This window comes from Solidesulfovibrio sp. C21 (assembly GCF_047785625.1).
GTDB lineage: Bacteria > Desulfobacterota > Desulfovibrionia > Desulfovibrionales > Desulfovibrionaceae > Solidesulfovibrio.
In genome coordinates, this window is sequence record NZ_JBLODY010000013.1 from 12,581 (window position 1) to 37,966 (window position 25,386).

Genomic DNA, 25,386 nt, shown 5'->3' on the forward strand with positions numbered 1-25,386 from the left:
GCATCCGCCATGGCCGACGCGGCGCCAACCAGCGAACTTTCGGCGGAAGTGCAGTCCGTCACCTTCTTCAGCGAGGAGACGAATTACCTTATCGCCCGGGTCAAGGCCAAGGACGAGCCGGGGCCGTTCTCCATCGTCGGCAACATCGGCCCGGTGACCCCCGGCGAGATGCTGCGCGTGACCGGCTCCTGGGTCACCCATCCCAAATACGGCCGCCAGTTCCTGGTGACCGTGGCCACCCGCGAGATGCCCGCCACCGTAAACGGCATACGGCGCTACCTCGCCTCGGGCATGATCAAGGGCGTCGGCGGGGTACTGGCCACACGCATGGTCGACGCCTTTGGCGAAAAGGTGCTCGAAATCCTCGACACCGCACCAGAGAAGCTTTTGACCGTGGAGGGCGTGGGCAAAAAAAAGCTCAAAGAGATCGTGGCCTCCTGGCAGGCCCAGCACGAAGTGCGGTCGCTCATGCTTTTCCTCCAGACCCACGAGATCGCAACAACCCACGCCGGCAAGATTTTCAAGCTCTATGGCAACGATGCCGAGACGCGCATCCGGGCCAATCCCTACGAGCTGGCCTACGAGATTCGCGGCATCGCCTTCAAGACCGCGGACAACATGGCCCTGCGCCTGGGCTTTGCCCCGGACAGCACCGAGCGCATCCAGGCCGCCCTGGTCTACGTCCTTTTTTCCATGGGCGACCAGGGGCATCTGTTCGTCCCGCGCGACCTGCTTTTCGAGAAAACCACGTTCATGCTCGGCGACGTGTCCCCGGAGCGCCTGGACGAGGCGCTTTCCGCCTTGGAGGAGCTCAAACGCATAAAAATCGAGCCCATGCCGGATCGCAATATCGAGGCCGCCGTCTATCTGCGCCATTATTACGCCCTGGAAGTGGAAATCGCCCGCCGTCTTCACGAGCTGGCCACCCATCCCGGGGCGGAACTGCGGGGCAAGGTCGAAAAGCTCCTGCCGGCCCTGGAATCCGAGGCGCGGCTCCAGCTTTCCCCGGAGCAACGGCAGGCGGCCGTGGACGCCTGCGCCGAAAAAGTCTTCGTCATCACCGGCGGTCCGGGCACGGGCAAGACCACCATCACCCGCATGGTGGTGGCCGCCCTTGACAAGTTGTCCTTAAAAGTCAAACTTGCCGCGCCGACGGGCAGGGCGGCCAAGCGCCTTTCCGAGGCCACCGGCGTGCCGGCCGCGACCCTGCACCGGCTGTTGCAGTCGGCCCCGAACGGCACGTTCGCCCTGTGTGAGGACAACAAGCTGAAAACCGACGTGCTGCTGGTGGACGAGGCCAGCATGCTCGACGCCAGGCTTTGCGCCCATATGCTGCGGGCCTTGCCGTTTACGGCCCGGTTGATCCTGGTCGGCGATGCGGACCAGCTGCCTTCGGTCGGAGCCGGGAACGTGCTTGAGGACATCCTGGGCAGTCAGGCCGTGGGCAGCGCCCGGTTGACCAGGATTTTCCGTCAGGCCCAGCAAAGCATGATCGTTGTCAACGCCCACCGCATCAACCAGGGCCAGTTTCCCCTGACCGCGCCCAAGCCGGCCCCCGAGGCGGATTTTTTCTGGGTGGAGCAGGACGATCCGGCCACGGTTCGGGACATGATCGCCACCCTTGTCTGCGATCGCATCCCCTGCGTCTACGGGCTCGACCCCATGCGCGACGTCCAGGTGCTTTCGCCCATGCACAAGGGCGAGGCCGGGACACAGTCGCTCAACGAGGCGCTGCGTGAGCGCTTAAACCCCAAGGGGCCGGAACTCGTGCGCGGCATGACGCGCTTTCGTCTGGGAGACCGGGTGCTGCAAACCAAAAACGACTACGAAAAGGACGTCTTCAACGGCGACATGGGACACATCGTGGAAGTCGACGCGTCGGAAGGCGAGGTGCTGGTGTCCTTCGAAGGCCGCAATGTCGCCTATGACCGCAGCGAGCTGGACGAACTGGCCCCGGCCTACGCCATCAGCATCCACAAGTCCCAGGGCAGCGAATATCCGGCCGTGGTCGTACCGATCCTCACCCAGCATTACGTCATGTTGCGCCGCAACCTCATCTACACCGCCCTGACGCGGGCCAGGCGTCTGGCCGTCATCATCGGCAGCCGGCGGGCGCTCAATCTGGGGCTCAAAAACGCCGGCGGCGATGCCCGTTTCACCCATCTCAACTACCGGCTTCGGGAGCTTTTCAATGCAGCATGATAGCAACAAGACCGGCCCCGTGCCGGATACGGCAGGGAGCGGTCCGCGATGCTCGTGAAAAAGGCCGCCAGCCTGGCCATTCGACTCATTCTTGTCGGCGGATGCCTCGTGTACGCTTTCTGGGGCATCGATTTCGCACAGCTTTGGGCAACGCTCGTCCAGTATGACGACATGGCTCTCCTTTGGACCACGGTCTTTTCCTTTATCGGCTACGGGGTCATGGCCTTGCGCCTGAACTTCCTTTCCGGGTTCAAGGCCGGTAACTGGCTGTGCTTCAAGGCCTTTCTCATGTCCATGGCGGTCAACAACATCGTGCCGGCCAAGCTCGGCGAGTTGGCCAAGGCGTTTTACCTGCGCCGGGAATGCCACTTTTCCCTCTCGCGCAGCATCACCATGGTCTTCTGGGAACGGTTTTTCGACCTCAACGCCATCCTGGCCATGGGCTTGGTCGTGGCCGTCCATTTCAAGCTCAAGATGGCCTTCGTACCCCTGGCGGTGGGCGTCGGCGGCATCTGGGCCGCCCTGTGGGTGGTGCGGACCTTCCCCGATTTCGTGGGACGCCTCATCGACAAGATGCCGTCCAACCGGCTGGCCGAGTTTATGGCCGAACTCAAGCTCCAAGTCCTGCACGGCGTCACCCCGACCTTCATGCTGGTCCTTGGCCTTTATACGGCCGTGTGCTGGGCTTTTTACGCCAGCACCACCTTCCTGGTCCTTTTGTGGGTGGCGGGGCTGCCCCTTTCCTGGGGCCATGCGGCGGCCGTCTTTGTCATCTCCTCGCTCGGCATGGCCATGCCGTCCTCGCCCGGAGCGATCGGGGTATTCGAGGCGGCGGTGGTTTTTTCGCTCGGGCTTTTCGGCATGGACCGCTCGCAAGCCCTGGCGGCCGGACTGGTGCTGCACATGGTGCAGTATATCCCCATCACCGTCACCGGGCTGATGGTTCTGGCCAAAAGCGGTCTGTCCCTGCGCAAAATCCGGGAGAGCGAGGACTCCCTGGGAGACGCGGAGGAGGCGGCATAACGTGCGGCCGCCATGCGTGTTGACGATCGCCGGTTCGGACAGCGGCGGCGGGGCCGGCATCCAGGCCGACCTCAAGACCATCATGATGCAGGGGGGCTACGGCCTTTCGGTCATAACCGCCCTGACCGCCCAGAATACCCGCGGCGTCACGGCCATCGAAGCGCCCACGCCCGGCTTTGTGGCCGAACAGTTGCGCGTGGTCATGGATGATTTTCCCATCCGGGCGGCCAAGACAGGTATGCTTTTTTCCGCGCCCATCATCGAGGCCGTGGCCGACGGGCTTTCCGGCAAGGATTTTCCCCTGGTGGTCGATCCCGTGTGCGTGGCCCAGTCCGGAGCCCGGCTCCTTTTGCCCGAGGCGGTTGCGGCGCTGGCGGCGCGCATCCTGCCCCTGGCCGACCTGCTTACCCCCAACCGCCACGAGGCCGCGCTTTTGGCCGGTATGGATATCGACAGCCCGGCGGACGTCCGGGAAGCGGCCGAGCGGTTGCTGACAAAGGGCGCCAAGGCGGTGCTCATCAAGGGCGGCCATTTTTCCCCGGCCGGGAAGGACGGGGCGGCGCGGGTGACGGATCTGCTCGCCGCTTGCCAGGGCACGGTCCGGGAATACGTCCGGCCCCACGTAACGACCCACAATACCCACGGCACGGGCTGCACCCTGTCCGCGGCCATCGCCGCCCAGCTCGCCCTGGGCAAGCGCCTTGACGCAGCCGTGGAAGCCGCCCGGGACTATCTGCAACTGGCCCTTGAAACGGCCTGGGACCTTGGCGGCGGCGACGGCCCGGTCAATCATCTGGCTCCGTACCAGCGCCTCCTCGGCATCTGACCGTCCCGGCCTTCGGACCGCTTCCAGGCGGTGCTTGGTGTGGGCGTCACGTCGACGGCGTCTTGTGCCGTTGGCGAAGCGCTGAACCCCTTCTTCGAATCAATCCCAAAATCCGGCCCGGAAAAACCGCAGCGTCTTGTTGCGGCAGCGCGGGCACAGGTAGTTTCCTTCCAGCAGGCGAACCACCTTGCCGTCCGGCAGATGCCACTCCAGGAGCGCCGTGCCATGGGACGGCGCGAGAAGCGGATCGGTGTAGGGAAGGCACCGGCCCGTGGGGCAGGTCTTGGGTCGGCGCGAAAGGTCGAGCAGATTGACGAGCGCGACGGGGGGCATGCCGTGAGCGGCGCTACCCTTTGGGCTTGCCGTGCGGCTTGATGGGGCCCATCTCGATTTTAAGGCCATCCGCTCCCAAATTGAGCGACACGCCCTGACTGGTGGAGCGCAGCTTCAAGATGACGCCATTGGAATTTTCGAGCCATTGCACGTCCTTGCCTTGAACAACGGTGAGGCCGGCGTGGGCTTGGAAAAACGCGCCCGGAAAGTCTTCCAGACGCTTGAGGCGGTAGACTTCCCCAATAGCGGTGATCTTCGACACGCCCAGGCTGCCGACGCCCAAGCCGCCGACCTTGAAAGGATAGGTGCGTCCTTTGAAGGTCACTGTTCCCCTGCCGCCGGTGGCGCTCAGTATGAACCCGCCTTGGCCGACCTGCATGGAAACATAAGCACTGGGCCGGCCAAGATCATCCGCCAGGATGGTTTGGGGCGTGAGCGCGCCAATAAGGAGAAGAACTGCGAAAAAAACGGCTGCCGCGCTCAAGGCGCGTCGGGGAAAAGGGAAAAGAGGAAAGCGCACCATACGAATACCCTTGTTTGCTGTTGAGGAGACAAGCGGGAGAATCGTATGTGCAGCCATACGCCTGATTGACCGGATTTATCAAGGGCGTGCGAGACAACGTATCAGGTCGGGCCACACCGGCAGGGACCGCACGGCCTTGGGCCGAATGGGGCGCTCACCGGGGAACCGTCTGGCGCGCCGGAACCGCTCCAAATGGAGCCGCGCGTGCGATAAAGGGCGGGGCCGCCTTGCCCGCGATCTTAAATCGCAGCCGCTTCGGCCTGCGCATACTGCGTGGCCAGCTCGTTAAAGAGCTCAGCCACGGGCATGATGCGATCCACGCGCCAAGCATTCTTGCCGGCGAAGGCGAAGCCGTATTTGAGGCGGCCTTTTTGCGCGTTGGCCAGGGCCAGGGTTATGCAGTAGGGGGCCTTTTGGTGATCGCAGGAGAGGATGCAGCGATACGGACAGGAGGGGGGCTTTTTGTCGCCGTGGGCGGCACTTTTCAGGAAGTCGTTGCGGATGGCCCGCCCGGGCATGCCCACAGGGCTTTTGATGATCATCAGATCCTCTTCGCGGGCGTCGATGTAGCTTTGCTTGAAACGCTCGTCGGCGTCACATTCGTCGGTGGCGACAAAGCGGGTTCCCATCTGGACGCCGGCCGCGCCGAGTGTGATGAAGCGGTGGATGTCGGCGCCGGTGTACACACCGCCGGCGGCGATGACCGGTATGGGCAGGCCGTTCGGCGCGGTGTAGGGGGCAAGTCCGGTGAGGACCTCGGACACGAGGTTCTCCAGGATAAAGGCTGGATCATCGATGTGTTCGGCCTTGAACCCCAGGTGCCCGCCGGCCATGGGGCCTTCCACGACGAACCCGTCCGGGGTGCGGCCAAAACGCGACAGCCATTTTCTGCACAGGATGATGGCGGCCCGGGCCGAGGAAACGATGGGCACGAGTTTGGTCTTGGAGCCTTCGGTCAGGTGGGAGGGCAGATCGAGAGGCAGGCCGGCTCCGGAAAAAATGACGTCGACATTTTCCCTGATGGCTGTTTTGACCAGTTCGGCGAAGTTGGCCATGGCCACCATGATATTGATGCCGAGAGCTCCGGCGGTTTTGGCGCGGACGGCACGGATTTCCCGGGTAAGCGCCCGGTTGTTGGCTTCGATATAATTGGAAGCGAAATCCGGCTCATTCATGCCGATGCCCGCCGCTGAAATAACACCGAGGCCGCCGGAAGCGGCCACGGCGGAAGCCAGGCCGGAGAGTGAAATCCCGACGCCCATGCCCCCCTGGATGATAGCCATGGGGAGGAACAAGTCACCGATGGTTAAGGAAGGAAACGACAAAGAAACTCCACGCGGTTAAAGGCGAACGCAATTCCTCGTAGCCATGAGGGTCCCGCCTGGAGGCGAGTGCCCAGTGGGGGGGTCAAGGCGCGGGGAATGAGACAACTTGGTAGAACGCTTGGAGGTGCCTTTGCGCGTCAGGGGCTCCGCATTCGTGCTCGGGGCTTCCAGGTGCGTCTTTTTTTTTATTACTGGAATTATACTTTCCCGTCAAATTTTATCATACTTAGGCCGCGTGGTTTTGGCAATACACCAGGGTTAGTCCTGCCTACGCCGAAATATCCCCTTCCTGAGGATTCCCACTCTGCCCGGCGATGCTTTCCGCCGGGCGGCGCAGAGTTCCAGGCTCGCCTCCCACCCTGTGGAAACGTCCGAGTCTACCGCCGCACGCTGTGTTGCAAATGGCGTGCGGCCCTCTCGTTGCCGCCAAAGAAGTCCAAGCCCGAAAACAGCAGGCGGGGCAATGCGGTTTGCGCGGCGTTTTGCGACAGTTCGCCATCAAAGAGGAACGCGGGGGAAGCCGGTCATCTCGCGCACCGCAGCCGGAGTTTTTCCGGCTTCACGCAGGGCGCGCAGCGTCAGGGACTTGTCGCGCTTGGCATAGCGGCGGCCCGTGGCATCGCGCAAAAGCGGATGGTGGCGGTAACGGGGCGTCGGCAGATCCAAAAGAGCCTGCAACAGACGATGGATATCCGTGGCCGCGAACAAGTCCTCGCCCCGGGTGACCAGGGTGACGCCCTGCAAGGCGTCGTCGACCGTGACACTGAGATGGTAGCTTGTCAAAACGTCCTTGCGGGCCAGCACGACATCGCCAAAACGGGCGGGGGCGGCCCGTATTTCCCCACGCGCTGCATCGTGCCAGGTCAGTTCGCCCGCCTGGGCGCAGGCCCGGGCCATGTCCAGCCGCCAGACGCAGGGGCGCGTTCGGGCCAGCGCCGCGCGGTCGGATTCGGACAGGTTGCGGCAGGTGCCCGGATAAATGGGGCCGACGTCGTCGTTTTCCTGGGGCGCGGCGAGTTCCCCGATCTCGCGGCGCGTGCAAAAGCAGGGATAAATGAGGCCCCTTGCGCGCAAATGGCCAAGCGCCGCCGCGTAATCCGCCATATGCGCGGACTGGACTCGCACGGGCTCCTCCCAGGTCAGGCCCAGCCAGTGCAAATCGTCGAGCATCGCCCGGGTGTAGGCCGGCTTGCAGCGCACGGGGTCGATGTCCTCGATGCGCAGCAAGAAACGCCCGCCGGCTTCCCGCGCCACGCAAAAGGCGGTGAGCGCCGAAAAGGCGTGGCCCAGGTGCAAAAAACCGGTGGGGCTCGGCGCGAAGCGGGTGACAATCATATTATATGCGTCCGGCGAGACGCGGGACCACGGAGGAACACGTTTCGAGAGCAGGGCAAGGACGCCGGAATACACCGAGAGTATCCGAACAGTTTGCTTGTAAGAATTAGGGGAATCTTCACTTCGATGAGGTGGGGCAAAATTCACTCAATAACGGCGTCAGGCCAGATTTTGCCCCGTTTTTGCCCCAAACGTGTCTCGGCTGTCAATGAAACGCAAAGAGCTCATTGGAAGAAATGAGCCCAAAAAAACAAGCCCTGAAGGGGTGTTGGAACCTGCGGGGCTTGATTAGAAGCTGTAATGGCGGAGAGGGTGGGATTCGAACCCACGTGCAGGCTATTAACCCGCAACCCGATTTCGAGTCGGGCCCGTTACGACCACTTCGGTACCTCTCCGCTCGTCAAGGAAAGACGCGCAACGAATTTAGAAAAATACACCTCTTGGGTGATCTTGGCAAGCATTTATTCACTGCCCGTGCCGGCCGGCCGGCTGCGCCGCTCTCGGAAAAAATCCCGCAACAGCCCGCCGCAGGCTTCTTCCAGCACCCCGGACACCACATCGAAACGGTGGTTGAAAAAAGGCAGGTCCGGACCGGGCAGCATCGAGGCGATGGCCCCGGTGCGGGGGTCGGACGCCCCGTAGACGAGCAGGCCCACCCGGGCGTGGATCATGGCCCCCAGGCACATGACGCACGGTTCCAGGGTCACGGCCATAATCGAGCCCGGCAAACGGTAATTGCCGACGTGGACCGCCGCCTGGCGCAGGGCCAGAATCTCGGCGTGGGCCGTTGGGTCGTGGCGCGTAATGGGCGCATTGCCGGCTGCGCCGAGCAGTTCGCCCGCCGCCGAGAGCACCACCGCGCCGACAGGCGCTTCGCCCTGGGCGGCCGCTTCCCGGGCTTTTCCCAGGGCCAGAGCCATCACCGCCTCGAAGCTGGCCCATCCCGGCGGGGCAGGGGGCGTATCGACAACGCCGGCGATAAATCGACGGGCCGGTTGCAGGGCCATGGAATGTCTCTCTGCGCAGAGGCCGCACTGGCGGCGCACGCTCCGGTAAAACGGCAGGGGCTCAAATATGCGCCAGGGTGGCCCGGGTCTTTTCCGTCACGACATTGCCGGTATTCAGTGTCCCTTTGGGCTCGATGAGCATGACCCGGACTTCCTGCCGCGCTTCGGGGCAGTGCTCCGTCCCCTTGGGGATGACGATGAGCTCCCCCGGGTCGAGGTCGATGGAGCGGTCCCGGAAATGGATGGTCAAACGGCCGGCCACCACGAAAAACAGTTCGTCCTCCTTTTCGTGGTGGTGCCAGTCGAAGGTCCCTTTGAGCTTGGCCAGCTTGATGTGGGCGTCGTTGCATTCCCCGATGATCTTCGGGTCCCAGTATCCGTCGAAAAGTCCGAACTTTTCCGCAAGGTTGATTTTTTCCATGGAGCCTCCGCCCGGATGAGGCGCAAAACGCTCCCCGGCCTTGACTGCGTGCCGGCCTAACCGGCCGAAGCGCGCAGGTGGCCCACGGCGTTTTCGAACAGCACGGTGCCGAGCATGGGGTGTTCGCCCCGGGTGTAGCCCGGATGGTTGGTGGGGTGGTTGAAGGCTTCGGGGTGGGGCATGAGTCCCAGAATGCGCCCGGACGGGTCGGTCAGGCCGGCGATGGCGTGGGGCGAGCCGTTGGGGTTGGCCGGGTATTCCATGGTGGCCGCGCCCGAGGCCGGGTCGGCGTAGGTCAGGGCCACGGCCCCGGTGCGCACGAGGTCGTCGAGCACGGCCGGGGACATGGGCACGAGCTTGCCTTCGCCGTGGCGCACGGGCAGATCCAGGCGCACGACGCCCCGGGTGAACACGCAGGGGCTGGCCGGATTGGCGGCGAGCGTCACCCAGCGGTCCTCGAACCGGGCCGAGTCGTTGTTGGCCAGACTCACCTGCCGGGCGAAATAGTCCCCGCCAAGGGCCGGCAGCAGCCCGAGCTTGACCAGCAGCTGAAATCCGTTGCAGATGCCGAGGATGAGTCCGCCGGCCTCGAAAAAAGTTTTTAATTGTCCAAGAAGCGATTCGCCGGCCGCGGTTTGGGCGTGTTTCCAACGCACTGCGGCGGCTTGGGCTGCGCCCAGATCGTCGCCGTCGAGAAACCCGCCTGGAAAAATCAGGAAATTATACGCGTCGATTCGCGTCCGGCCGGCGATGATGTCGGAGAAGAAAACGATGTCCGTGACGTCGGAACCGGCCATGCGCGCGGCATGAGCCGATTCCACTTCGCAGTTGGTGCCGTAGCCGGTGATCACGAGGGTGCGCACCTGCGCCATAGGGGTCCTCCAGGGGGTTCCTTGAAAAATTGCGCCCGAAGGCTTACTTTGCGCGGCTGAACATAAGGGGCCGCCCCGACCGCGTCAACCGGACCCGCCAGAGGGCGCCGGAATGTTTCGGCGCGGGCCGCCGGGTCCGCCGGCGCGGCCCAAACAGCACACATCAAGGACGGCATCAGCAATGAAGACCAAATTTATTTTCGTTACGGGGGGGGTGCTGTCCTCCCTGGGCAAAGGGCTGGCCGCCGCCTCCATCGGCGCGCTGCTCCAGGCCCGGGGGCTTAAGGTCACCATCCAAAAGCTCGATCCCTACATCAACGTCGATCCCGGCACCATGAACCCCTTCCAGCACGGCGAGGTGTACGTCACCGACGACGGGGCCGAAACCGACCTCGACCTCGGGCATTACGAGCGCTTTCTCGGCGTGCCCATGAGCCAGAACAACAACTACACCTCGGGCCGGGTCTATTTCAGCGTCATCCAGAAGGAGCGCCGGGGCGACTATCTAGGCGGCACGGTGCAGGTGATCCCGCACATCACCGACGAGATCAAGCGGGCCATCCTCGGCGTCGCCGGCGACGAAGACGTGGCCATCATCGAAATCGGCGGCACGGTGGGCGACATCGAGGGGCAGCCGTTTCTGGAGGCCATCCGCCAGCTGCGCATGGACCTCGGCCGGGAAAACGTCCTTTATATCCATCTGACGCTCGTGCCGTATTTGCGCGTGGCCGGCGAGGTGAAAACCAAGCCCACCCAGCACAGCGTCAAGGAACTGCGCTCCATCGGCATCCAGCCCGACATCATCATCTGCCGCAGCGAAGTGGACCTGACACGGGACCTCAAAGAAAAGATCGCGCTTTTTTGCGACGTGGACGCCGACGCCGTGTTCACGGCCGTGGACGTGAAAAACATTTATGAATTGCCGCTGCGGCTCTACGGCGAGGGCGTGGACCAGAAAATTGCCATCCTGCTGCGTCTGCCGGCCAAAAACGCCGATCTGACGGCCTGGCACTCCATGGTCGACCGCCTCGACAATCCCGCCGGCACGGTGTCCATCGCCATCGTGGGCAAGTATGTGGACCTGAAGGAAGCCTACAAGAGTCTGCACGAGGCGCTGGTGCACGCGGGTGGCCTCGCCGGCGTGTCGATTCGTTTCGTGTACGTCAATTCCGAGGACGTCACCCGGGAAAACGCGGCCGGGTATTTCAAAGGCATCGACGGCATCCTGGTCCCGGGCGGGTTCGGCTCGCGCGGGGTCGAAGGCAAGATCGCGGCCATCGAATACGCGCGCGTCCATGACATCCCCTTTTTCGGCATCTGTCTCGGTATGCAGTGCGCGGTCATCGAATACGCCCGCCACGTGCTCGGGCTGACCTGCGCCAATTCCGAGGAATTCGACCTGACCACGGCCGATCCGGTCATCTACCTCATGCGGGAATGGTTCGACTTCCGCACCAAAAAGATCGAGCGCCGCGATCCCTCCTGTGACAAGGGCGGCACCATGCGCCTGGGCGCCTATCCCTGCGTGGTCAAGCCCGACACCAAGGCCGCCGAGGCCTACGGCGCCGGGGAGATTTCCGAGCGCCACCGGCATCGCTACGAGTTTAACAAGGCTTACGCCGCCGCGTTCGAGGAGGGCGGGATGGTTTTAAGCGGCCTGTCCCCGGACGGGGAACTCGTGGAAATGGTGGAGCTGCCCGAGCATCCCTGGTTCCTCGGCTGCCAGTTCCATCCGGAATTCAAAAGCAGCCCCATGAAGCCCCATCCGCTCTTTCGGGAGTTCGTGATGGCTGCCAAGCGCCAGCAGGGGGCGTAGGAAGTTACGCCGCCGGCGGCCGGGGGGAAACTTTTTGGAAAAAGTTTCCCCCCGGACCCCTCTTCAAAAACTTTCAATAGGGATTCCGGAGCCCCACCTCGCGGGCAGCCAGGGGTATTGCTTGCTTTCAAGCTTTTGGGGCCGGTTCGAGGCGTTTGGGCGCGGCCTTGCGCCGGAAAACTAAAGGAGGCGCGCCGTGACGCACGACGCCACGCTTGCTGCGGCCAGGGCCGGGGATATCGCCCTGCTCGTGCTGGATGTGGACGGGGTTCTGACCGACGGCGGGCTCTACGTCGACGGCCGGGGGGAGATCGCCAAGCGGTTTCATGCCCAGGACGGGCTCGGCATCAAGGCGGCCCAGATCGCCGGCATCGCCGTGGCGGTCATAAGCGGCCTGGACAGCCCGGCTGTGGCCGCCCGCATAAAAGAACTCGGCATCGCCGAATACCATCCTGGCCATTACCGCAAGGTGCCGATCCTGCGCGCCATATGGGAGCGTACCGGCATTACCCCGGGGCAAACGGCCTACCTCGGCGACGACTGGGTGGATGCCGGCCCCATGGGGCTTGTTGGCCTGCCCATGGCCGTGGCCGACGCCCAACCGGAAATTTCGGACCTGGCCCTTTGGGTGACGACCCGGGACGGCGGGCAGGGGGCGGTGCGCGAGGCCATCCGGTTTATCCTGAACGCTTCCGGGCGGCTTGCGGCCGCGTACGACTGGTTCCTGCGGGAACGGTAAGCCGGGCGGATTGCCACAATCCTTTGATTGTGGCATGTTTTTTGTTGGGCGGAGGCCGGACACGCGCCGGACACCGCCGACACGAAAACCCATAAAAAAGCGCGTACGGCGGTAGACATGGCCCTGGAACTGCGACAGCAGCTCAAATTGTCCCAGCAGTTGGTGATGACTCCCCAACTGCAGCAAGCCATCAAGCTCCTGCAGTTGTCCCGGCTGGAGCTCCTGGAGAGCGTGCAGCAGGAACTCCTGGAAAATCCCCTTCTCGAGGAATCCATAGACGAAGATCGGCAGCCCGAATCCACGATGGCCGAGGACAACCTCGGTCCAAGCGGCGACAGCAGCGAAGTGGCCATGGAAAAGGAGCTGCTTAAAAACGCCGAGTGGGACGACTACCTTGGCGATTTCGCCAGCACCGGCCGGCAGGCCCAGTCCCGCGAATCCGAGATCCCCGAGGAGGGCATGGCCTTCGACGCAAGGCTTGCCTCCAAGCCCTCCCTGGAAGGGCATATCGGCTGGCAGATGCGCCTGTCCAATTTTACGCCAAAGCAACTCGAGATCGGCGAGACCATCGTCGGCAGCCTCAGCTCCTCGGGCTATCTCTGCGCCTCGATCGAGGAGCTGGCCCAGATGACCGCCACGAGCGTCGAGGCGGTGGAGGAAGTGCTGCACCGCCTCCAGCGCTTCGATCCGGTGGGCGTGGCCGCCCGCACCCCCAGCGAATGCCTGCTGACCCAGATCGAGGTCTTCGGCTACGAGGACACCATCCTTATCGAGCTCGTGCGCGACCACCTCGAGGATCTGGAAAAAAAGCGCTACAAGCCGCTGGCCAAAAAATTTCACATCACCATGGAGAAGCTCAAGGAATACCTGGAGCTGATCCAGACGCTCAATCCCATGCCCGGAGCCAGTTATGGTTCGGGCGACCCCATCTATGTGAGCCCCGACGCCTTTGTCTACAAGTACGGCGACGACTTCGTCATACTGTTAAACGAAGAGGGCATGCCCCGGCTCAACGTCAACATGACCTACATGGATGGGCTCAAGCCGAAGGCGGACAAGGACAAGGATTACCTGCAAGACAAGATGCGCTCGGCCATGTGGCTGATGAAAAGCCTTTATCAGCGCCAGCGCACGCTCTACAAGGTCCTGGAGAGCATACTCAAGTTTCAGCGGGAATTTTTCGAGCACGGCGTGACGCGGCTGCGGCCGCTGATCTTGAAAGACGTGGCCGACGACATCAGCATGCACGAATCCACGGTCAGCCGCATCACGTCCAACAAATACGTGGCCACGCCCCACGGTATTTACGAACTGAAGTTTTTTTTCAACAGTTCCCTGGACCTCGACGACGGTGGGACGGTAGGGTCGGAGTCGGTCAAGGCCATGATCAAGCGCATCATCGCCGGTGAGAACGCCAAGAAACCCATCAGTGACGAGGCCATTGCCGACATGCTCAAGGAAGAGCTGCAAATCAACATCGCCCGCCGTACCGTGGCCAAATATCGCACGGCCATGGGCATCGAATCCTCGTCCAAGCGCAAGGAAATTTTCTGATGCTTCGGGCCGGGACCCCGGCTCAATACCATGCCACCCGGAGGACTATATGAACATTACTTTTAATTTCAAGAACTTCGAGCCATCGGATCATTTGCGCGACTACGCCCGCAAGCGTTTTGAGAAGCTCGCCAAATATACCGTCGCCACCGACGCCTCGGAGTTGCAGGTCAATTTGGCCGTGGAAAAAAACCGCCAGATGGCCGACGTCATCTTCCTGGCCGACAACATGCACATCTCGGCCCACGAAGCCTCCGAGGACATGTATTCCACCATCGACATGATCCTTGACAAAGTCGAGGCGCAGGCCAAGAAATTCCGCGAGAAGCAAAAGGACCGCCGCCGCCAGAAGGCCGAGGTCGTCCATACCCAGGTCATCAGCATAAGCGAGGATGCCGCCGGGGCGCGGACGCCCACCATCGTCCAGACCGACGACTACGAGCCCAAGCCCATGGCCGTGGAAGAGGCGGCCATGCAGCTTGAAAGCCTCAAATACGAGTTCATGGTGTTTATCAACTCCGAAACCGACCGGCCCAATGTCATCTACCGTCTGCGCAACGGCGACTTCGGCCTCATTGATCCTGGAACGGGAGCATAAATGCGTCTTGAGGATTATCTCCAACCCGATTTCGTCATCGGGGAACTTGTGTCCGAGTCCAAACCCGACGTGCTGGCCGAACTGATCGCCCCGATGAAGGCCAGATGGCCCGATTTCGACGATGCCCGGGCGCGCCAAGTGCTGCTTGACCGGGAAAACCTCGGCACCACGGGGATCGGCGACGGCGTCGCCATTCCCCATGGCAAGATGGAGAACCTCGAGCAGATCGTCATTGTCGTCGGCCGCAGCCTCAAGGGCGTCAACTTCGATGCGCTGGATTTCAAGCCCTGCCGCATCTTCTTTCTCGTCCTTGCCCCGGAGCACGTGGCGGGCCTGCACCTGCGCATCCTGGCCCACATCTCCCGGCTCTTGTCCGACGAATCCTTCCGGCACGCCTTCATGAGCGCCGAAAACGACGCCGCCTTGTGGCAGGTGCTCACGGCCGCCGCCTGAAGCAACACGAAACGTCACCTCCCCGCGCGCCGGCCGGCGCGCGGGGAGTGTGTCCTATCGGGGCCGGGGGGCCATGCGCCATGGAAGACACGCCTGCGGAACTGACCATCGTCATCCTGACCGGACTTTCAGGGTCCGGCAAGTCCACCGCCTTGCGGGTCTTCGAGGACCTGGGTTTTTTTTGTGTGGACGGGTTGCCCGTCAGTCTCGTGCCCAAACTCATCGGCCTTTTCGAAGTGAAGGGCGGCCAGCGTTACAAAGGGCTGGCGCTCGGCATGGATGTGCGCCAAGCCGACATGGACACCGACTGGGGGGCGACGCTGGCCCAGGTCAAAGGCGCGGCGGCGGCCTTGCAGATCATTTTCCTCGAGGCCGACACCCAGGAAATCATCCGCCGCTACGCCACCACACGCCGGCCGCATCCTCTGGAAAGCGAATCGCGGGGCCTGGAGCAGGCTGTGCTCGAAGAACGCACGCGCATGACCCCGCTTCGGGACTCGGCCGACATGGTGCTCGACACCACCGATTTTTCCATCCATGACCTGCGTCGCAAGCTCCAGGAAAAATGGGCCTCCATCCGGGTCTCCACCGGCATGCTCAAGGTCCACGTCATGAGCTTTGGCTTCAAGTACGGGCCGCCATCCGAGGCGGACATGGTCTTTGACCTGCGTTTTTTGCCCAATCCCTATTTCGACAAGGCGTTGCGGGAAAAAACCGGGAAGGACGCGCCCGTGCGCGACTATGTCCTGGCCGAGGATCCGGGTCGGGAATTTCTCGCCCGGCTGACCGCTTTCCTGCTCTACCTCCTGCCGCTGTACGCCAGGGAAGGGCGTTACCGCCTGACCATCGCCTTCGGCTGCACCGGGGGGCGGCACCGTTCCGTGGCCGTGGCCGAGTCTGTCTTTGACACCTTGTCCAAGGCTGGATACAATCTTTCTCTTGAGCATCGGCATATCGAACGCGGTTGATCCGGCGCGCGGCGGCAAGGCCGCGGACGCCGGCAAACCGGAAGAAGCCGATGTGCCGGGCCGCGGTTGCGGCTATCGTGTCGGCCAGCGGGGGCATGCTCCCGTCTTGTTGGTGGGTCACTGCGGCAGCAGGACGCGTCGCGGCACTGGGCTGGATTACTCCGCCGCGCCGTTTTGACGCCAGGTTTGGGCCTGATAACGCCCCCGGATGCGCGAACATGAATGGGCAAACCCGCTCGGAGACGCCGGTTGGCGTGGTGATCGTCACCCACACCGATTACGGCACGTGGCTTTTGAAGGCGGCGGAATGCATCCTGGGCCACCAGGAACATTGCCGTTGCGTGAGCGTGGACATGGCCACCGAGGTGGACCACATCCTGGCGTCGCTGAAGGCCGCCATCAAGGAAACCGACCAGGGCGGCGGCGTGCTTATCCTGACCGACATGTTCGGCGGCACGCCGACCAACCTCAGCCTGTCGCTTCTGGGCTCGGGTCGGCTCGAGGTGCTCACGGGCGTCAATTTGCCCATGCTCATCAAAATCCTCGGCGCGCGGACCAAGAATCTGGAGGGGCTGGCCGCCGAAGGCAAGCAGGCCGGCTGCCAGGGCATCGTCGTGGCGGGCGAGGTATTGCGCAAGCGGGTTGCCGAGGCCTAGGACCATGGCGTTCGTGCGGGTGGACAACAGGCTCGTGCATGGCCAGATCATCGAAAGCTGGCTGCCTTTCACGCACGCCCGAACGATCCTGGTGGTCAACGACGACCTGTCCACGGATTTTTTGCGCCAGGAGATCATGTCCCTGGCCATACCCTCCGGGGTGCGCATCGAATTTCTCCCGGTCGGCGACTTGCTGGGGTTTTTATCCAGGAACCCCCTCGACGCCGAGGACGCCTTGATCTTGTTCGCCAGTTGCCGCGACGCCCGAATCGCCTACGAGCGTGGTTTCGGCTTCGGCAACCTCAATCTCGGCAATCTGCATTACGCGCCGGGGAAAAAGCAGGTCTGCCCCCATGTGGCCCTGTCCAAGGATGACGAGTCCTGTCTGGACTTTTTCCGGGACAAGGGGGTGCGGCTCGACTACCGTTGCGTGCCGAGCGATCCGCAGCAGTTGCGTTCCGTGTAATGTTGCGGCCTTGGAAAACCGGGTCGTATTTTCAAGGAAAAGGCAACGCAGGCACGTTGACTCCGCGACAAGCTTCGGGCTTGGTCTTGCGGATGCAAGTGGAGGCACGGCCCGGAAGCGGGGCGTGTCGGCCGGCTAAGGCAGGCGGCGAAGAGCCGCTACGGCCGCAGTTTGGGCCTTTGGACAGGAACCCGCCCACGGAAATCGCCCAGGCGAGACGACGCGCATGACCCATCAGGCCGATATCTTGCTCCACGTGATAAGCGTCGCTTTTTTTTTGTTCTTTTTTCGTCCTTCCGCTTCTTTTTAAACGCTGCGCTGATCGAAAGGCCGCTTGTCATCGGGTTTTTCTGGGCCGCCTGCTACGGTGACCTGGACGCGACCCTGAAGCTGAGCCTTTTTTACGAACTCTTTTGGCTCGACGGCATTCCCGCCGGCACCCACATCCCCCCCAATGCCGCCGCGGCGACCCTGGCCGGCCTGTCGCTTATGCACGTCTACCAGCTGACGACGCCGGCCGAAGCGCTCTTCGTGGCCGCGACCACGGCCATCCTGGGACGGCTTTTCGCCACCCTGGAAGGGGCGCAGCGGATGATGGAAAACATCGTTCTGTCGCGCTATACGGCGGCCCGGGAGCGATCAAAGTCCCATTTCGCGCCCGGCAGGCTGGTGCGCCGGGCCCTGCTGGACATGGCAGCCTTAAACGGCCTAGCCTTTAGCGTGGTCCTGGCCGGGCTGATCGCGCTTTATGCCGTGCTGCTGCCCATGGTCTGGCCGTATCTTGCCTCTTCCGGGGCGACCTGGAGCCAGCTTTGGATACTGGGCAGCCTGGGCGGGGTGTTGTCCCTGCGTTATCGGCCGGCGTACATGCTGCTGGCCGCCGGCATGATTTTGGCCGTGGCTTGGTGCCTGTTGGGCTGAGACGGCGGACGCGAAATCCCTCCTTTCCGAATATTGCGCGAAAGGGGACTTCCCTGCTTTTTTGTCGAAAAGGCTAGATATCCCTGATGGTAATGAACAGGATGGCGTGGCGAGGAGCCGAAAAAGGCTGGCGGCCCGGGGAATTTGACTTGGCAACTTGCTTCTTTTGGGATATTCTTCACAAGTTGTAAGTTTCGGCAGCCAACCCGCTAGGGTTATTGGGAAAAACACCAGGAGGACACTACTATGGCTTTGTATGTCGTTGGTCACAAAAATCCGGACACCGATTCCGTCGCCGCCGCCATTTCCGTGGCGGACCTGATGAACAAGGCCAAGGGGCTGGACGCCAAGCCGGCCGCGCAGGGCAAGCTTAACCCCGAAAGCACGTTCGTGCTCGATAAGTTCGGCGTGGCCGCTCCGGAGATCGTCACCGACGCCACCGACAAGCAGATCATCCTGGTCGACCACTCCGACCTGGCCCAGAGCCTGGAAAATCTGGACAAGGGCGAGATCATCGGCATCTACGACCACCACAAGCTCGGCGACGTGACCACCCCCAATCCCCTGGAGATCCTGGTCAAGCCTGTGGGCTGCTCCTGCACCGTGGTCAAGATGATGTACGACTGCGCCAAGGTGGAGATTTCCAAGCCCATGGCCGGCCTCATGATGTGCGCCATTTTGTCCGACACCGTCATGTTCAAGTCCCCGACCTGCACCCCCGAGGACAAGGCCGCCGTCGAGGCCCTGGCCAAGATCGCCGGCGTGTCCGACTACATGTCCCTGGGCGTCGAGATGTTCAAGGTCAAGTCGGCCGTGGGCGGCACCCCGGCCCGCGAACTGGTCTTCCGCGACTACAAGGACTTCGACATGGGCGGCAAGAAGATCGGCATCGGCCAGCTGGAAGTGGTCGACCTGTCCATCCTCGAGCCGGTCAAGGCGGATCTGCTTGCCGAGTGCAAGAAGGTCAAGGCCGAGGGCCGTCACAGCGTGTTCCTGCTTCTGACCGACATCATGAAGGAAGGTTCCGAGATGCTGATCGTCTCCGACGATCCGAGCTACGTGAAAAAGGCCTTTGGCGTCGAAGTCAAGGGTGATTCCGTGTGGCTTGATGGCGTGCTGTCCCGCAAAAAGCAGGTCGTGCCGCCTCTGCAGAAGGCCTTCGCCTAGTTCCGGTTTCCTCGAATCACTGGGGAGCGGCTTTCGGGCTGCTCCCTTTTTTTGTTGCGCAAGGCCGGCCAAGCGGGCATAGGGCCGGGGTGGGGGAGGGGAGATTGCCGCTGCCGCGGGTGCTTCAGAGAGGGGGCGCCGGCGCGCGGGGTTTCCGCTCCCCCCGTTTGGGCTTGCCCGGCGGGTACAATCTGGCGCTTGCCGGCCCTGGCCGCATTGTCGTCCTGCCGGACGGCCTGCTCCCCAGCAGAATGAATTTTTCCAAATGGGCCGGTTCGATATTGACAAGCCCGGGGCTCACGGATAGTTTACCGCTTCTTCGGGCAATTAGCTCAGCTGGATAGAGCGTTGGCCTCCGGAGCCAAAGGCCGGGCGTTCGAATCGCCCATTGCCCACCAAGAATATCTGGCGGTTAGATCAAAAATCTAGCCGCCTTTTTCTTTTTCAGTACAAGCAATAAGTGGGGGAAAGGGAGAGCGCGAGAGGGGAGAACCCTTTTTAGAGGATTTCCCCTCTCGCACGGTCGGTTAACCGGCTTTGGCGGCCGAGGCGGCGACCGCCTCCGTTGTCAGGGACACCGGCCCGAGCGCCGTGCAGACCTGGTTGCGGCCGAGTTTTTTGGCCTGGTACAGGGCCTTGTCCGCCTTCTCCAGCAGTTCCTTGCGCTTGGTCAGCGATCCGGGAACCATCGTGGCCGCGCCGATGGAGACGGTGATGGAAAAATCCTGTCCATCGTGGTTGAACCGGGCTTCCTCGATGACCCCACGCAGCCGTTCGGCCAGCACGCGCGAGGGCTCCTCGGCGGTCTGGGGCAGGATGACCGTGAATTCCTCGCCGCCGTAGCGGGCGGTGAAATCCGTACTGCGCAGCGTATCCGAGAGGAGGCGTCCCACCTCGCGCAGCACATGGTCGCCCACAAGATGCCCGAACCGGTCGTTGATGGTCTTGAAATGGTCGATGTCGAGCATGAGCAGGCTCAAGGGGTGGTGGTAGCGCTGGTGCCGCCGCAATTCCTCCACGAGGCGTTCGTCAAAAGCCCGACGGTTGTGGATGCGGGTGAGCCCGTCATGATCGGCCCGAATCTTGACCTGGCTGAAAAGCGCGGCATTGCGCAGGGCCAGGGCCAGGTGGTTGATGGAGGCGTAAAGCGCCTGCACCTGGTCCTTGCCAAGGGCCTTGCCCTGGTCGCGGTAGAGAATCAGCGCGCCAAAGGTTTCGCCCCCGGCCCGAAGCGACAGCCGGATGATTTCCTCCGGGGCTTGCGGAATGGCCAGCGGCTCCCGACTCGAGCCGCCTTCCAGAAACGTGGTCCGATAACTCTGCATGGACTTGCCGGAGAGCTTGGCCCCGTGGCGCAGCAGTTCCTCGGTCCAGTGGCGTTCGGTCGCGTGGTCCATGTCCGGTTGCAAAAACAGTTCGGCGTCCATGCCCCCGGAGCTTCCCGGTTGCCAAAGGACTCCCAACAGTCCGCGCAGGGGCAAAAGCAGCTCCAGGTCCTCACGGGCGTTGTCCAGGATGACCGTGGGGTCGAGGGACTCCGAGGCGCGGGTGAGTATGCGGTTCAAAAAGAGCACCAGGTCGGTCTTGCGGGCAAGCAGTTCGCGTTCCAGCATGATCTCGCGGGTCATGCGGAAAATGTCGTCGTAGAGGCTTTTGACTTCCTTGGCCCGAAAGATGACGTCGCGGACTTTTTTGTCGGTCAGGGGCTCGGAGATGGCGGATAAAAAGCCGTCCTCCAGCAGTTCGTCGAAATCGGATACGGATTGGGTGGCGGAGAGCACCAGCACCCGCTGAGGCACTTCCCAGTCCTCCAAACGGCGGCGGGCGGCGGCGGGCAGGGCATCCCAGGCTTCCTTGACCACGAAAATGACCAGGGGGGCGGCCCGACCGAGGTCGCGCTCGGCCGGATAGCGGCCCACCTGCCAGTTGCACAGCGTGTAACCACTGCCGAGGGCGGCAGAAATTGCCGACTCGAAGGCATCCGTGAGGCCAATGCCCCACACCTGTTCCGGGCGCATACCGCGCGTCATAACCGGCCTCCTTTGGTCCTGGGACCGCCTGGAGTGCGGATTCCCGTCTTGCTTCTTGCAATATGAAGGCCAAAGATGTCTTGTTCGCGTCGATTGACAAGACGGCCAGGGTGTGGCTCCGTCCCCCCATGTCCGCGCCACGCCTTTTCGCAACCCTCGATCCTTTCGTGGAATCCGGCGCCGTCATGGGCCGCAAGGTGGCCAATGCCGGTTTTCTGGATGCCTTGCTGCGGGTCGATCCTTTCGACGGCTACCATTTTTTCATGCCCTCGCCCCGGGAACGCGACATGCACGAGCGGCTGCTCGCAGTGCGCTACCCTGAGGCGTTTGCGCGCGGCAAATTCAAGGTTTTGACGCGTCGCGACCTGCCGACCGCCATTGCCGCGACCCCGTACGCCGTGTTCCACCTGTCGGACTGCATCACCTCCCAGCCGCGCCTGGCCGCCCTGCGCAACGCCACGGCCCAAAACATCTTTCCCATCACCGGCACCACCCATTCCTTAAGCTATGCCGCCTATGGCCGGGAGTTTCTGGCCCATCTGTGGCCCGGCGCCACCCGCCGCGACGCCATCGTGGCCACATCCAAGGCCGGACGGGATGTGGTGCTGCGCATCTTCGGCAGCCTGCGCCTGGGCTACGGCCTGTCTCCGGAAATCCATCCCGGGCCGGAGGTGGCGCGCATCCCGCTTGGCGTGGACCCCGGCGACTGGCAACCCCTCGCGGACTGCGACCGTCTCGAGGCCCGGGCAGGCCACGGGATTGCCGCCGGCGCGGTGGTCATGCTCGTCTTCGGGCGGCTGTCCCACAGCTCCAAGATGGATCTGCTGCCCCTTTTCCGGGCCGTGCAGCGGCTTTTGGCCCAGGGGGCCGACCCCGGGTCGCTGTGTCTGGTGGCGGCGGGCTGGACCGACGACGATGCCGGGCCTTTTTTGCAGGTGCTGGAGAATCTGGCCGCCAACATCAAATTGCCCTTTGTCCTGATCAAGCGGCCAAGCGAGCAGGAAAAGCACGCGCTTTTCGCCCTGGCCGACATCTTCGTCTCCTTGGCCGACAATCCCCAGGAGACCTTCGGCCTCACACTTTTGGAAGCCATGGCCGCCGGCATCCCTGTGGTCGCCTCGGATTACGACGGTTACCGCGACATCGTGCTCTCCGGCCGCACCGGTTATCTGGTCCCGACCATGGGCCTGCCGGACACGCGGCAGCGCGACGTCCTGGCCCCGCTTTGCTACGACAACCACACCCATCTATACTTGGCCCAGGGCCTGGCCGTGGATGTGCCCAGCCTGGCCGACGTCCTGGGCAGGCTGGCGGCCGATGGCGCTTTGCGCCGGGAAATGGGCAAAGCCGGACGCGAACGGGTGTGCCGGGAATTTTCCTTTGAAACGGTGATCGAGCGCCACTTGGCCATGTGGGAGCGCCTGGCCGCGTCGCCCGTCCCCGACCGCGAGGCGCTGCGGGCCTTGCGCCATCCGCAGACCCTGGCCTACGGTGAGGTGTTCGTCGGCTATCCCACCGAGGTCCTGTCCGACGCCGTGCGGCTCACCTGGAGCCGGGCCGGCCGGGCCGTCTACCGGGGGCAGGATTTCCCGGTCATCTACGCGGGCATGGCCGGGGACATATCGCTTGCCGCCATTCGCACGCTGCTTTTCCTGTCGCGCTCCGGCTGCCCGGGGCTGACGCTTGCCGCCCGGCTGGCCGTGGCCGAACCGGAGCTTGGTCCGGCCGCCTCCCGGTACCATGTCGTCTGGGCGCTCAAGCAGGACCTTTTGGAACGCCAGGAGACGGCATGAGTCACAAGTCCTTTTCGTCCGTGACCGACGCGCCCACGGCGGATGGGGCAGGGGAGCCCTTCGCCCGGGCCAAGCGGAGCCTGGGCCAGAATTTTCTAAGCGACCCCAACACGGCGGCCAAGATCGTGGCCGCCTGCGGTATTGCCGCCGGGGACACCGTCATCGAGATCGGCCCCGGCCGGGGGGCGCTGACCGGGTTGGTCGCCGCCGCCGGCCCGGGGTCCTTCCTGGCCCTGGAAAAAGACCGGGACTTGGCCGCGCATCTCGCCCGGACCTATCCGACGCTGTCCGTGGCCATAACCGATGCGCTGCGCCAGGACTGGGGCCGGCTCGACCTTCTTTCCGGAGACGTGCGGATCCTCGGCAACCTGCCCTACAACATCGCCTCGCCGCTGCTCTGGGACCTGTGCGCCGGGGCGACCCGGTTTGCCCGGGCGGTGTTCATGGTGCAGCACGAGGTGGCGCTTCGGCTTTGCGCCGCGCCGGGGGGCCGGGCGTACGGTGCGCTGACCGCCTGGATCGCCAGTCATGTGCGGGCCACGTACTGTTTCAAGGTGCCGCCCACGGTGTTTCGGCCCCGGCCCAAGGTCGATTCGGCCGTGGTGGCCATGACCCCGTTGCCGCTTGCGGACCGACCGGGCGAGCCCCGGGCGTTGTCAAAGCTGCTCAAGCTCCTTTTTTCCAAGCGTCGCAAGCAGTTGGGAGGAATTTTGAAATCCTGGCGCGATGCGACGCTGGACGATTGGCTGGCCGGGCAGGGCATCCGCCTGACGGACAGGCCGGAAACGCTGGCCCCGAAACAGCTCGCCGGATTGGCCGAAATGCTGAAACTGCGCTTGGCCTCTTGACTTTGGGCCGCAAATCGATTTTCTTTTGCCCACTCGTCCCGCATGCGGGCGAGGTTTCGGCTATGTGCGACGGAGCCGGACCGGCCTTCCTCGTCACGGGGAGGCGAGCGAGAGGGTGGCCGGTTTTCCATTGTTATCGTCACATGGCGACGGGTGAGTATGGGAGCACGACGCCGCCTGCTGGCAGATGGCGTATCAACCGAGGAGGAGAGGACAGATGACCAAGGCTGACCTGGTAGGAAAAATTGCCGAGAAGACCGGCCTGACCAAGGCGAATGCAGAACGCGCCCTGAACGCTTTTATCGAGGCCGTGGAGGCCACGCTGGTCGGCGAGGGGAAAATCACCCTGACCGGTTTCGGCACCTTTATGGTGGACGAGCGCAAGGCCCGCACCGGACGCAACCCGCGCACCGGCGCCGAAATCAACATTCCGGCGTCGAAGGTTGTCAAGTTTCGGCCCGGGAAACTGCTCAAGGACGCCATTCAATAAAACCCTCTCTGGAGAATTTTCATGCTGCACGGCGAAACCATCCACAGCCCCCTGCCGCAGGATTTGCCCTGGTGGCAACCCGATCACTTCGTTTTTTTCAGTGTGTTGTATCTGGTGCTTTTCATCATTGCCTCCGGCATGGGCTATTGTGTGATCAAGGCCATCATTGACACCAAAAAGGCCGCTGCCCACGGGGCGCAGCACTAGATCCACGCCACGACGCCCGGCTTTCGCCAGTCCGCCCGGCTTCGGCAGGGCGGACTTATTCGATCCCGGAACGAAACCCTTGACGGTGAGGGACTTCCGGGTTAATTGTTCATTTTTGCCGTAAGGGATTTCCCAAAGAGGGGGTGAGGTCCGTGCCCGGAGTGTATCTTGACGAATCCGACAACTTCGATGTGGCGCTTCGCCGCTTCAAGAAGCAGGTCGAGAAATCCGGGATTCTCTCGGAGCTGAAAAAGCGCCAGCACTTTGAGAAACCCAGTGTCATGCGCAAGAAGAAAAAGGCTGCCGCTCGTAAGCGCCTGCTCAAGAAAATGCGCAAAATCAACATGATGTAATGAATCTTACAGCCCGAATCGAATCCGACTATCTGGCCGCCATGCGGGCCAGGAACGAGCTCGTCGTCAGTGTGCTGCGCATGCTCAAGGCTGCCGCCAAGCTGCGGCAGGTGGAGCTTTTGCGCCCCCTTGCCGACGACGAGCTTCTCGATGTCCTGGCCAAGCAGGCCAAGCAGCGCCGTGAGTCCATCGAACAGTTCGCCAAGGCGAATAGGGCTGACCTGGTCGAAAAAGAGGAGCGGGAGTTGGAGGTGCTTGTCGCCTACCTGCCCGCTCCTTTGACCGACGCCGAGCTTGGCGACGCCGTTGCCGCCGCCGTGGCCGAACTGGATGCCCACGGCATGAAGGACATGGGCCGGGTGGTGCAGGCGGTGCTTGCCGCTCACAAGGGGCGGGTCGACGGTAAACGGGTCAGCGGGGCCGTCAAGGCGCGCCTGGCTTCCTGACAACGCTTCCTCTT

27 protein-coding genes and 2 tRNA genes are annotated in these 25,386 nt (G+C 63.0%); 20 read left to right on the top strand and 9 right to left on the bottom strand.

Annotation, left to right across the window (positions count from 1 at the left end; translation table 11 throughout):
* Positions 1-9 precede the first annotated feature (9 nt).
* From ACMZ6R_RS06355 to thiD, 3 genes are read left to right on the top strand one after another with little or no spacing between them, the layout of a single operon-like run.
* Positions 10-2,202: an ATP-dependent RecD-like DNA helicase gene (locus tag ACMZ6R_RS06355; RefSeq protein WP_416110124.1), complete on the top strand. Its 2,193-nt coding sequence runs from the start codon at positions 10-12 to the stop codon at positions 2,200-2,202.
* 48 nt (positions 2,203-2,250) lie between these two features.
* Positions 2,251-3,225, top strand: a complete 975-nt coding sequence (locus tag ACMZ6R_RS06360; RefSeq protein WP_416110045.1) for a lysylphosphatidylglycerol synthase transmembrane domain-containing protein — start codon at positions 2,251-2,253, stop codon at positions 3,223-3,225.
* 1 nt (position 3,226) lies between these two features.
* Positions 3,227-4,051 carry a bifunctional hydroxymethylpyrimidine kinase/phosphomethylpyrimidine kinase gene (thiD, locus tag ACMZ6R_RS06365; RefSeq protein ID WP_416110047.1) on the top strand — a complete coding sequence of 275 codons (825 nt, stop codon included), beginning with the start codon at positions 3,227-3,229 and terminating at the stop codon, positions 4,049-4,051.
* A 99-nt stretch (positions 4,052-4,150) separates the two neighbouring features.
* Here thiD and ACMZ6R_RS06370 read toward each other — a convergent pair whose 3' ends face one another.
* The 8 genes from ACMZ6R_RS06370 to ACMZ6R_RS06405 form a co-directional block, all read right to left on the bottom strand.
* Positions 4,151-4,384 (bottom strand): hypothetical protein, encoded by a 234-nt coding sequence (locus ACMZ6R_RS06370; protein ID WP_416110049.1) that lies wholly within the window; start codon positions 4,382-4,384, stop codon positions 4,151-4,153.
* Positions 4,385-4,397: 13 nt separating this feature from the next.
* Positions 4,398-4,907, bottom strand: coding sequence for a hypothetical protein (locus ACMZ6R_RS06375; protein ID WP_416110050.1), 510 nt, complete (start codon positions 4,905-4,907; stop codon positions 4,398-4,400).
* 239 nt (positions 4,908-5,146) lie between these two features.
* On the bottom strand, positions 5,147-6,232 hold the full coding sequence (locus ACMZ6R_RS06380; RefSeq protein WP_416110052.1) for an NAD(P)H-dependent flavin oxidoreductase: 1,086 nt from the start codon (positions 6,230-6,232) through the stop codon (positions 5,147-5,149).
* 498 nt (positions 6,233-6,730) lie between these two features.
* Positions 6,731-7,567, bottom strand: a complete 837-nt coding sequence (gene gluQRS, locus ACMZ6R_RS06385) for a tRNA glutamyl-Q(34) synthetase GluQRS (RefSeq protein WP_416110054.1) — start codon at positions 7,565-7,567, stop codon at positions 6,731-6,733.
* 301 nt (positions 7,568-7,868) lie between these two features.
* Positions 7,869-7,962 (bottom strand) — tRNA-Ser (locus ACMZ6R_RS06390).
* A gap of 66 nt (positions 7,963-8,028) precedes the next feature.
* A complete protein-coding gene (gene tadA, locus ACMZ6R_RS06395) occupies positions 8,029-8,574 on the bottom strand; it encodes a tRNA adenosine(34) deaminase TadA (protein ID WP_416110055.1) in 546 nt (181 codons plus the stop codon).
* Between the two features lie 61 nt (positions 8,575-8,635).
* Positions 8,636-8,995, bottom strand: coding sequence for a cupin domain-containing protein (locus ACMZ6R_RS06400; RefSeq protein ID WP_416110057.1), 360 nt, complete (start codon positions 8,993-8,995; stop codon positions 8,636-8,638).
* A gap of 56 nt (positions 8,996-9,051) precedes the next feature.
* Positions 9,052-9,867, bottom strand: coding sequence for a phosphoribosylformylglycinamidine synthase subunit PurQ (locus tag ACMZ6R_RS06405; protein ID WP_416110058.1), 816 nt, complete (start codon positions 9,865-9,867; stop codon positions 9,052-9,054).
* A 181-nt stretch (positions 9,868-10,048) separates the two neighbouring features.
* Here ACMZ6R_RS06405 and ACMZ6R_RS06410 point away from each other — a divergent pair, with 181 nt between their 5' ends.
* The 11 genes from ACMZ6R_RS06410 to ACMZ6R_RS06460 all read left to right on the top strand — a co-directional run bounded on the left by ACMZ6R_RS06410 (position 10,049) and on the right by ACMZ6R_RS06460 (position 19,603).
* Positions 10,049-11,683 (top strand): CTP synthase, encoded by a 1,635-nt coding sequence (locus ACMZ6R_RS06410; protein WP_416110060.1) that lies wholly within the window; start codon positions 10,049-10,051, stop codon positions 11,681-11,683.
* A gap of 196 nt (positions 11,684-11,879) precedes the next feature.
* Positions 11,880-12,422 (top strand): KdsC family phosphatase, encoded by a 543-nt coding sequence (locus ACMZ6R_RS06415; protein WP_416110062.1) that lies wholly within the window; start codon positions 11,880-11,882, stop codon positions 12,420-12,422.
* A 117-nt stretch (positions 12,423-12,539) separates the two neighbouring features.
* Positions 12,540-13,976, top strand: coding sequence for an RNA polymerase factor sigma-54 (gene rpoN, locus ACMZ6R_RS06420; protein WP_416110063.1), 1,437 nt, complete (start codon positions 12,540-12,542; stop codon positions 13,974-13,976).
* 49 nt (positions 13,977-14,025) lie between these two features.
* A complete protein-coding gene (gene hpf / locus ACMZ6R_RS06425; RefSeq protein WP_416110064.1) occupies positions 14,026-14,574 on the top strand; it encodes a ribosome hibernation-promoting factor, HPF/YfiA family in 549 nt (182 codons plus the stop codon).
* Positions 14,575-15,027: a PTS sugar transporter subunit IIA gene (locus ACMZ6R_RS06430; RefSeq protein WP_416110065.1), complete on the top strand. Its 453-nt coding sequence runs from the start codon at positions 14,575-14,577 to the stop codon at positions 15,025-15,027. It begins immediately after the preceding gene.
* A gap of 80 nt (positions 15,028-15,107) precedes the next feature.
* Complete coding sequence (gene rapZ, locus ACMZ6R_RS06435; RefSeq protein WP_416110066.1) at positions 15,108-15,995, top strand: RNase adapter RapZ; 888 nt, start codon at positions 15,108-15,110, stop codon at positions 15,993-15,995.
* A 218-nt stretch (positions 15,996-16,213) separates the two neighbouring features.
* Entirely contained in the window at positions 16,214-16,651 is a 438-nt protein-coding gene (locus ACMZ6R_RS06440; RefSeq protein WP_416110068.1) for a PTS sugar transporter subunit IIA, read from the top strand.
* Between the two features lie 4 nt (positions 16,652-16,655).
* Complete coding sequence (locus ACMZ6R_RS06445; RefSeq protein ID WP_416110070.1) at positions 16,656-17,117, top strand: PTS sugar transporter subunit IIB; 462 nt, start codon at positions 16,656-16,658, stop codon at positions 17,115-17,117.
* Between the two features lie 171 nt (positions 17,118-17,288).
* Complete coding sequence (locus ACMZ6R_RS06450; protein WP_416110071.1) at positions 17,289-18,038, top strand: PTS sugar transporter subunit IIC; 750 nt, start codon at positions 17,289-17,291, stop codon at positions 18,036-18,038.
* A 246-nt stretch (positions 18,039-18,284) separates the two neighbouring features.
* Positions 18,285-19,205, top strand: a complete 921-nt coding sequence (locus tag ACMZ6R_RS06455) for a manganese-dependent inorganic pyrophosphatase (RefSeq protein WP_416110073.1) — start codon at positions 18,285-18,287, stop codon at positions 19,203-19,205.
* A gap of 321 nt (positions 19,206-19,526) precedes the next feature.
* Positions 19,527-19,603 (top strand) — tRNA-Arg (locus tag ACMZ6R_RS06460).
* A 129-nt stretch (positions 19,604-19,732) separates the two neighbouring features.
* Here ACMZ6R_RS06460 and ACMZ6R_RS06465 read toward each other — a convergent pair.
* Positions 19,733-21,235: a GGDEF domain-containing protein gene (locus ACMZ6R_RS06465; RefSeq protein ID WP_416110074.1), complete on the bottom strand. Its 1,503-nt coding sequence runs from the start codon at positions 21,233-21,235 to the stop codon at positions 19,733-19,735.
* A 128-nt stretch (positions 21,236-21,363) separates the two neighbouring features.
* Here ACMZ6R_RS06465 and ACMZ6R_RS06470 point away from each other — a divergent pair, with 128 nt between their 5' ends.
* The 6 genes from ACMZ6R_RS06470 to ACMZ6R_RS06495 all read left to right on the top strand — a co-directional run bounded on the left by ACMZ6R_RS06470 (position 21,364) and on the right by ACMZ6R_RS06495 (position 25,372).
* Positions 21,364-23,028: a glycosyltransferase family 4 protein gene (locus ACMZ6R_RS06470; protein ID WP_416110076.1), complete on the top strand. Its 1,665-nt coding sequence runs from the start codon at positions 21,364-21,366 to the stop codon at positions 23,026-23,028.
* On the top strand, positions 23,025-23,876 hold the full coding sequence (rsmA, locus tag ACMZ6R_RS06475) for a 16S rRNA (adenine(1518)-N(6)/adenine(1519)-N(6))-dimethyltransferase RsmA (protein ID WP_416110078.1): 852 nt from the start codon (positions 23,025-23,027) through the stop codon (positions 23,874-23,876). The genes ACMZ6R_RS06470 and rsmA overlap by 4 nt, the downstream gene beginning before the upstream one ends.
* 187 nt (positions 23,877-24,063) lie before the next feature.
* Positions 24,064-24,366 carry an HU family DNA-binding protein gene (locus tag ACMZ6R_RS06480; RefSeq protein ID WP_416110080.1) on the top strand — a complete coding sequence of 101 codons (303 nt, stop codon included), beginning with the start codon at positions 24,064-24,066 and terminating at the stop codon, positions 24,364-24,366.
* A gap of 21 nt (positions 24,367-24,387) precedes the next feature.
* Complete coding sequence (locus ACMZ6R_RS06485) at positions 24,388-24,573, top strand: hypothetical protein (protein WP_416110082.1); 186 nt, start codon at positions 24,388-24,390, stop codon at positions 24,571-24,573.
* Positions 24,574-24,725: 152 nt separating this feature from the next.
* A complete protein-coding gene (gene rpsU, locus ACMZ6R_RS06490) occupies positions 24,726-24,926 on the top strand; it encodes a 30S ribosomal protein S21 (protein ID WP_005990045.1) in 201 nt (66 codons plus the stop codon).
* Positions 24,926-25,372, top strand: coding sequence for a GatB/YqeY domain-containing protein (locus ACMZ6R_RS06495; protein ID WP_416110084.1), 447 nt, complete (start codon positions 24,926-24,928; stop codon positions 25,370-25,372). Before rpsU ends, ACMZ6R_RS06495 begins: the two co-directional genes overlap by 1 nt.
* The last annotated feature ends 14 nt before the right edge of the window (positions 25,373-25,386 follow it).

Bases quoted from the DNA above. Each gene is read 5' to 3' on its own strand.
- ACMZ6R_RS06480 (WP_416110080.1), top strand. From the start codon at position 24,064: ATGGCGTATCAACCGAGGAGGAGAGGACAGATGACCAAGGCTGACCTG.
- rpoN (WP_416110063.1), top strand. From the start codon at position 12,540: ATGGCCCTGGAACTGCGACAGCAGCTCAAATTGTCCCAGCAGTTGGTG.
- ACMZ6R_RS06360 (WP_416110045.1), top strand. From the start codon at position 2,251: ATGCTCGTGAAAAAGGCCGCCAGCCTGGCCATTCGACTCATTCTTGTC.
- ACMZ6R_RS06400 (WP_416110057.1), bottom strand. From the start codon at position 8,995: ATGGAAAAAATCAACCTTGCGGAAAAGTTCGGACTTTTCGACGGATAC.
- tadA (WP_416110055.1), bottom strand. From the start codon at position 8,574: ATGGCCCTGCAACCGGCCCGTCGATTTATCGCCGGCGTTGTCGATACG.
- ACMZ6R_RS06440 (WP_416110068.1), top strand. From the start codon at position 16,214: ATGAATGGGCAAACCCGCTCGGAGACGCCGGTTGGCGTGGTGATCGTC.
- ACMZ6R_RS06410 (WP_416110060.1), top strand. From the start codon at position 10,049: ATGAAGACCAAATTTATTTTCGTTACGGGGGGGGTGCTGTCCTCCCTG.
- ACMZ6R_RS06405 (WP_416110058.1), bottom strand. From the start codon at position 9,867: ATGGCGCAGGTGCGCACCCTCGTGATCACCGGCTACGGCACCAACTGC.
- ACMZ6R_RS06470 (WP_416110076.1), top strand. From the start codon at position 21,364: ATGTCCGCGCCACGCCTTTTCGCAACCCTCGATCCTTTCGTGGAATCC.
- gluQRS (WP_416110054.1), bottom strand. From the start codon at position 7,567: ATGATTGTCACCCGCTTCGCGCCGAGCCCCACCGGTTTTTTGCACCTG.
- hpf (WP_416110064.1), top strand. From the start codon at position 14,026: ATGAACATTACTTTTAATTTCAAGAACTTCGAGCCATCGGATCATTTG.
- rsmA (WP_416110078.1), top strand. From the start codon at position 23,025: ATGAGTCACAAGTCCTTTTCGTCCGTGACCGACGCGCCCACGGCGGAT.
- ACMZ6R_RS06465 (WP_416110074.1), bottom strand. From the start codon at position 21,235: ATGACGCGCGGTATGCGCCCGGAACAGGTGTGGGGCATTGGCCTCACG.
- ACMZ6R_RS06370 (WP_416110049.1), bottom strand. From the start codon at position 4,384: ATGCCCCCCGTCGCGCTCGTCAATCTGCTCGACCTTTCGCGCCGACCC.
- ACMZ6R_RS06375 (WP_416110050.1), bottom strand. From the start codon at position 4,907: ATGGTGCGCTTTCCTCTTTTCCCTTTTCCCCGACGCGCCTTGAGCGCG.
- ACMZ6R_RS06495 (WP_416110084.1), top strand. From the start codon at position 24,926: ATGAATCTTACAGCCCGAATCGAATCCGACTATCTGGCCGCCATGCGG.
- ACMZ6R_RS06455 (WP_416110073.1), top strand. From the start codon at position 18,285: ATGGCTTTGTATGTCGTTGGTCACAAAAATCCGGACACCGATTCCGTC.
- ACMZ6R_RS06355 (WP_416110124.1), top strand. From the start codon at position 10: ATGGCCGACGCGGCGCCAACCAGCGAACTTTCGGCGGAAGTGCAGTCC.
- rapZ (WP_416110066.1), top strand. From the start codon at position 15,108: ATGGAAGACACGCCTGCGGAACTGACCATCGTCATCCTGACCGGACTT.
- ACMZ6R_RS06485 (WP_416110082.1), top strand. From the start codon at position 24,388: ATGCTGCACGGCGAAACCATCCACAGCCCCCTGCCGCAGGATTTGCCC.
- ACMZ6R_RS06445 (WP_416110070.1), top strand. From the start codon at position 16,656: ATGGCGTTCGTGCGGGTGGACAACAGGCTCGTGCATGGCCAGATCATC.
- ACMZ6R_RS06430 (WP_416110065.1), top strand. From the start codon at position 14,575: ATGCGTCTTGAGGATTATCTCCAACCCGATTTCGTCATCGGGGAACTT.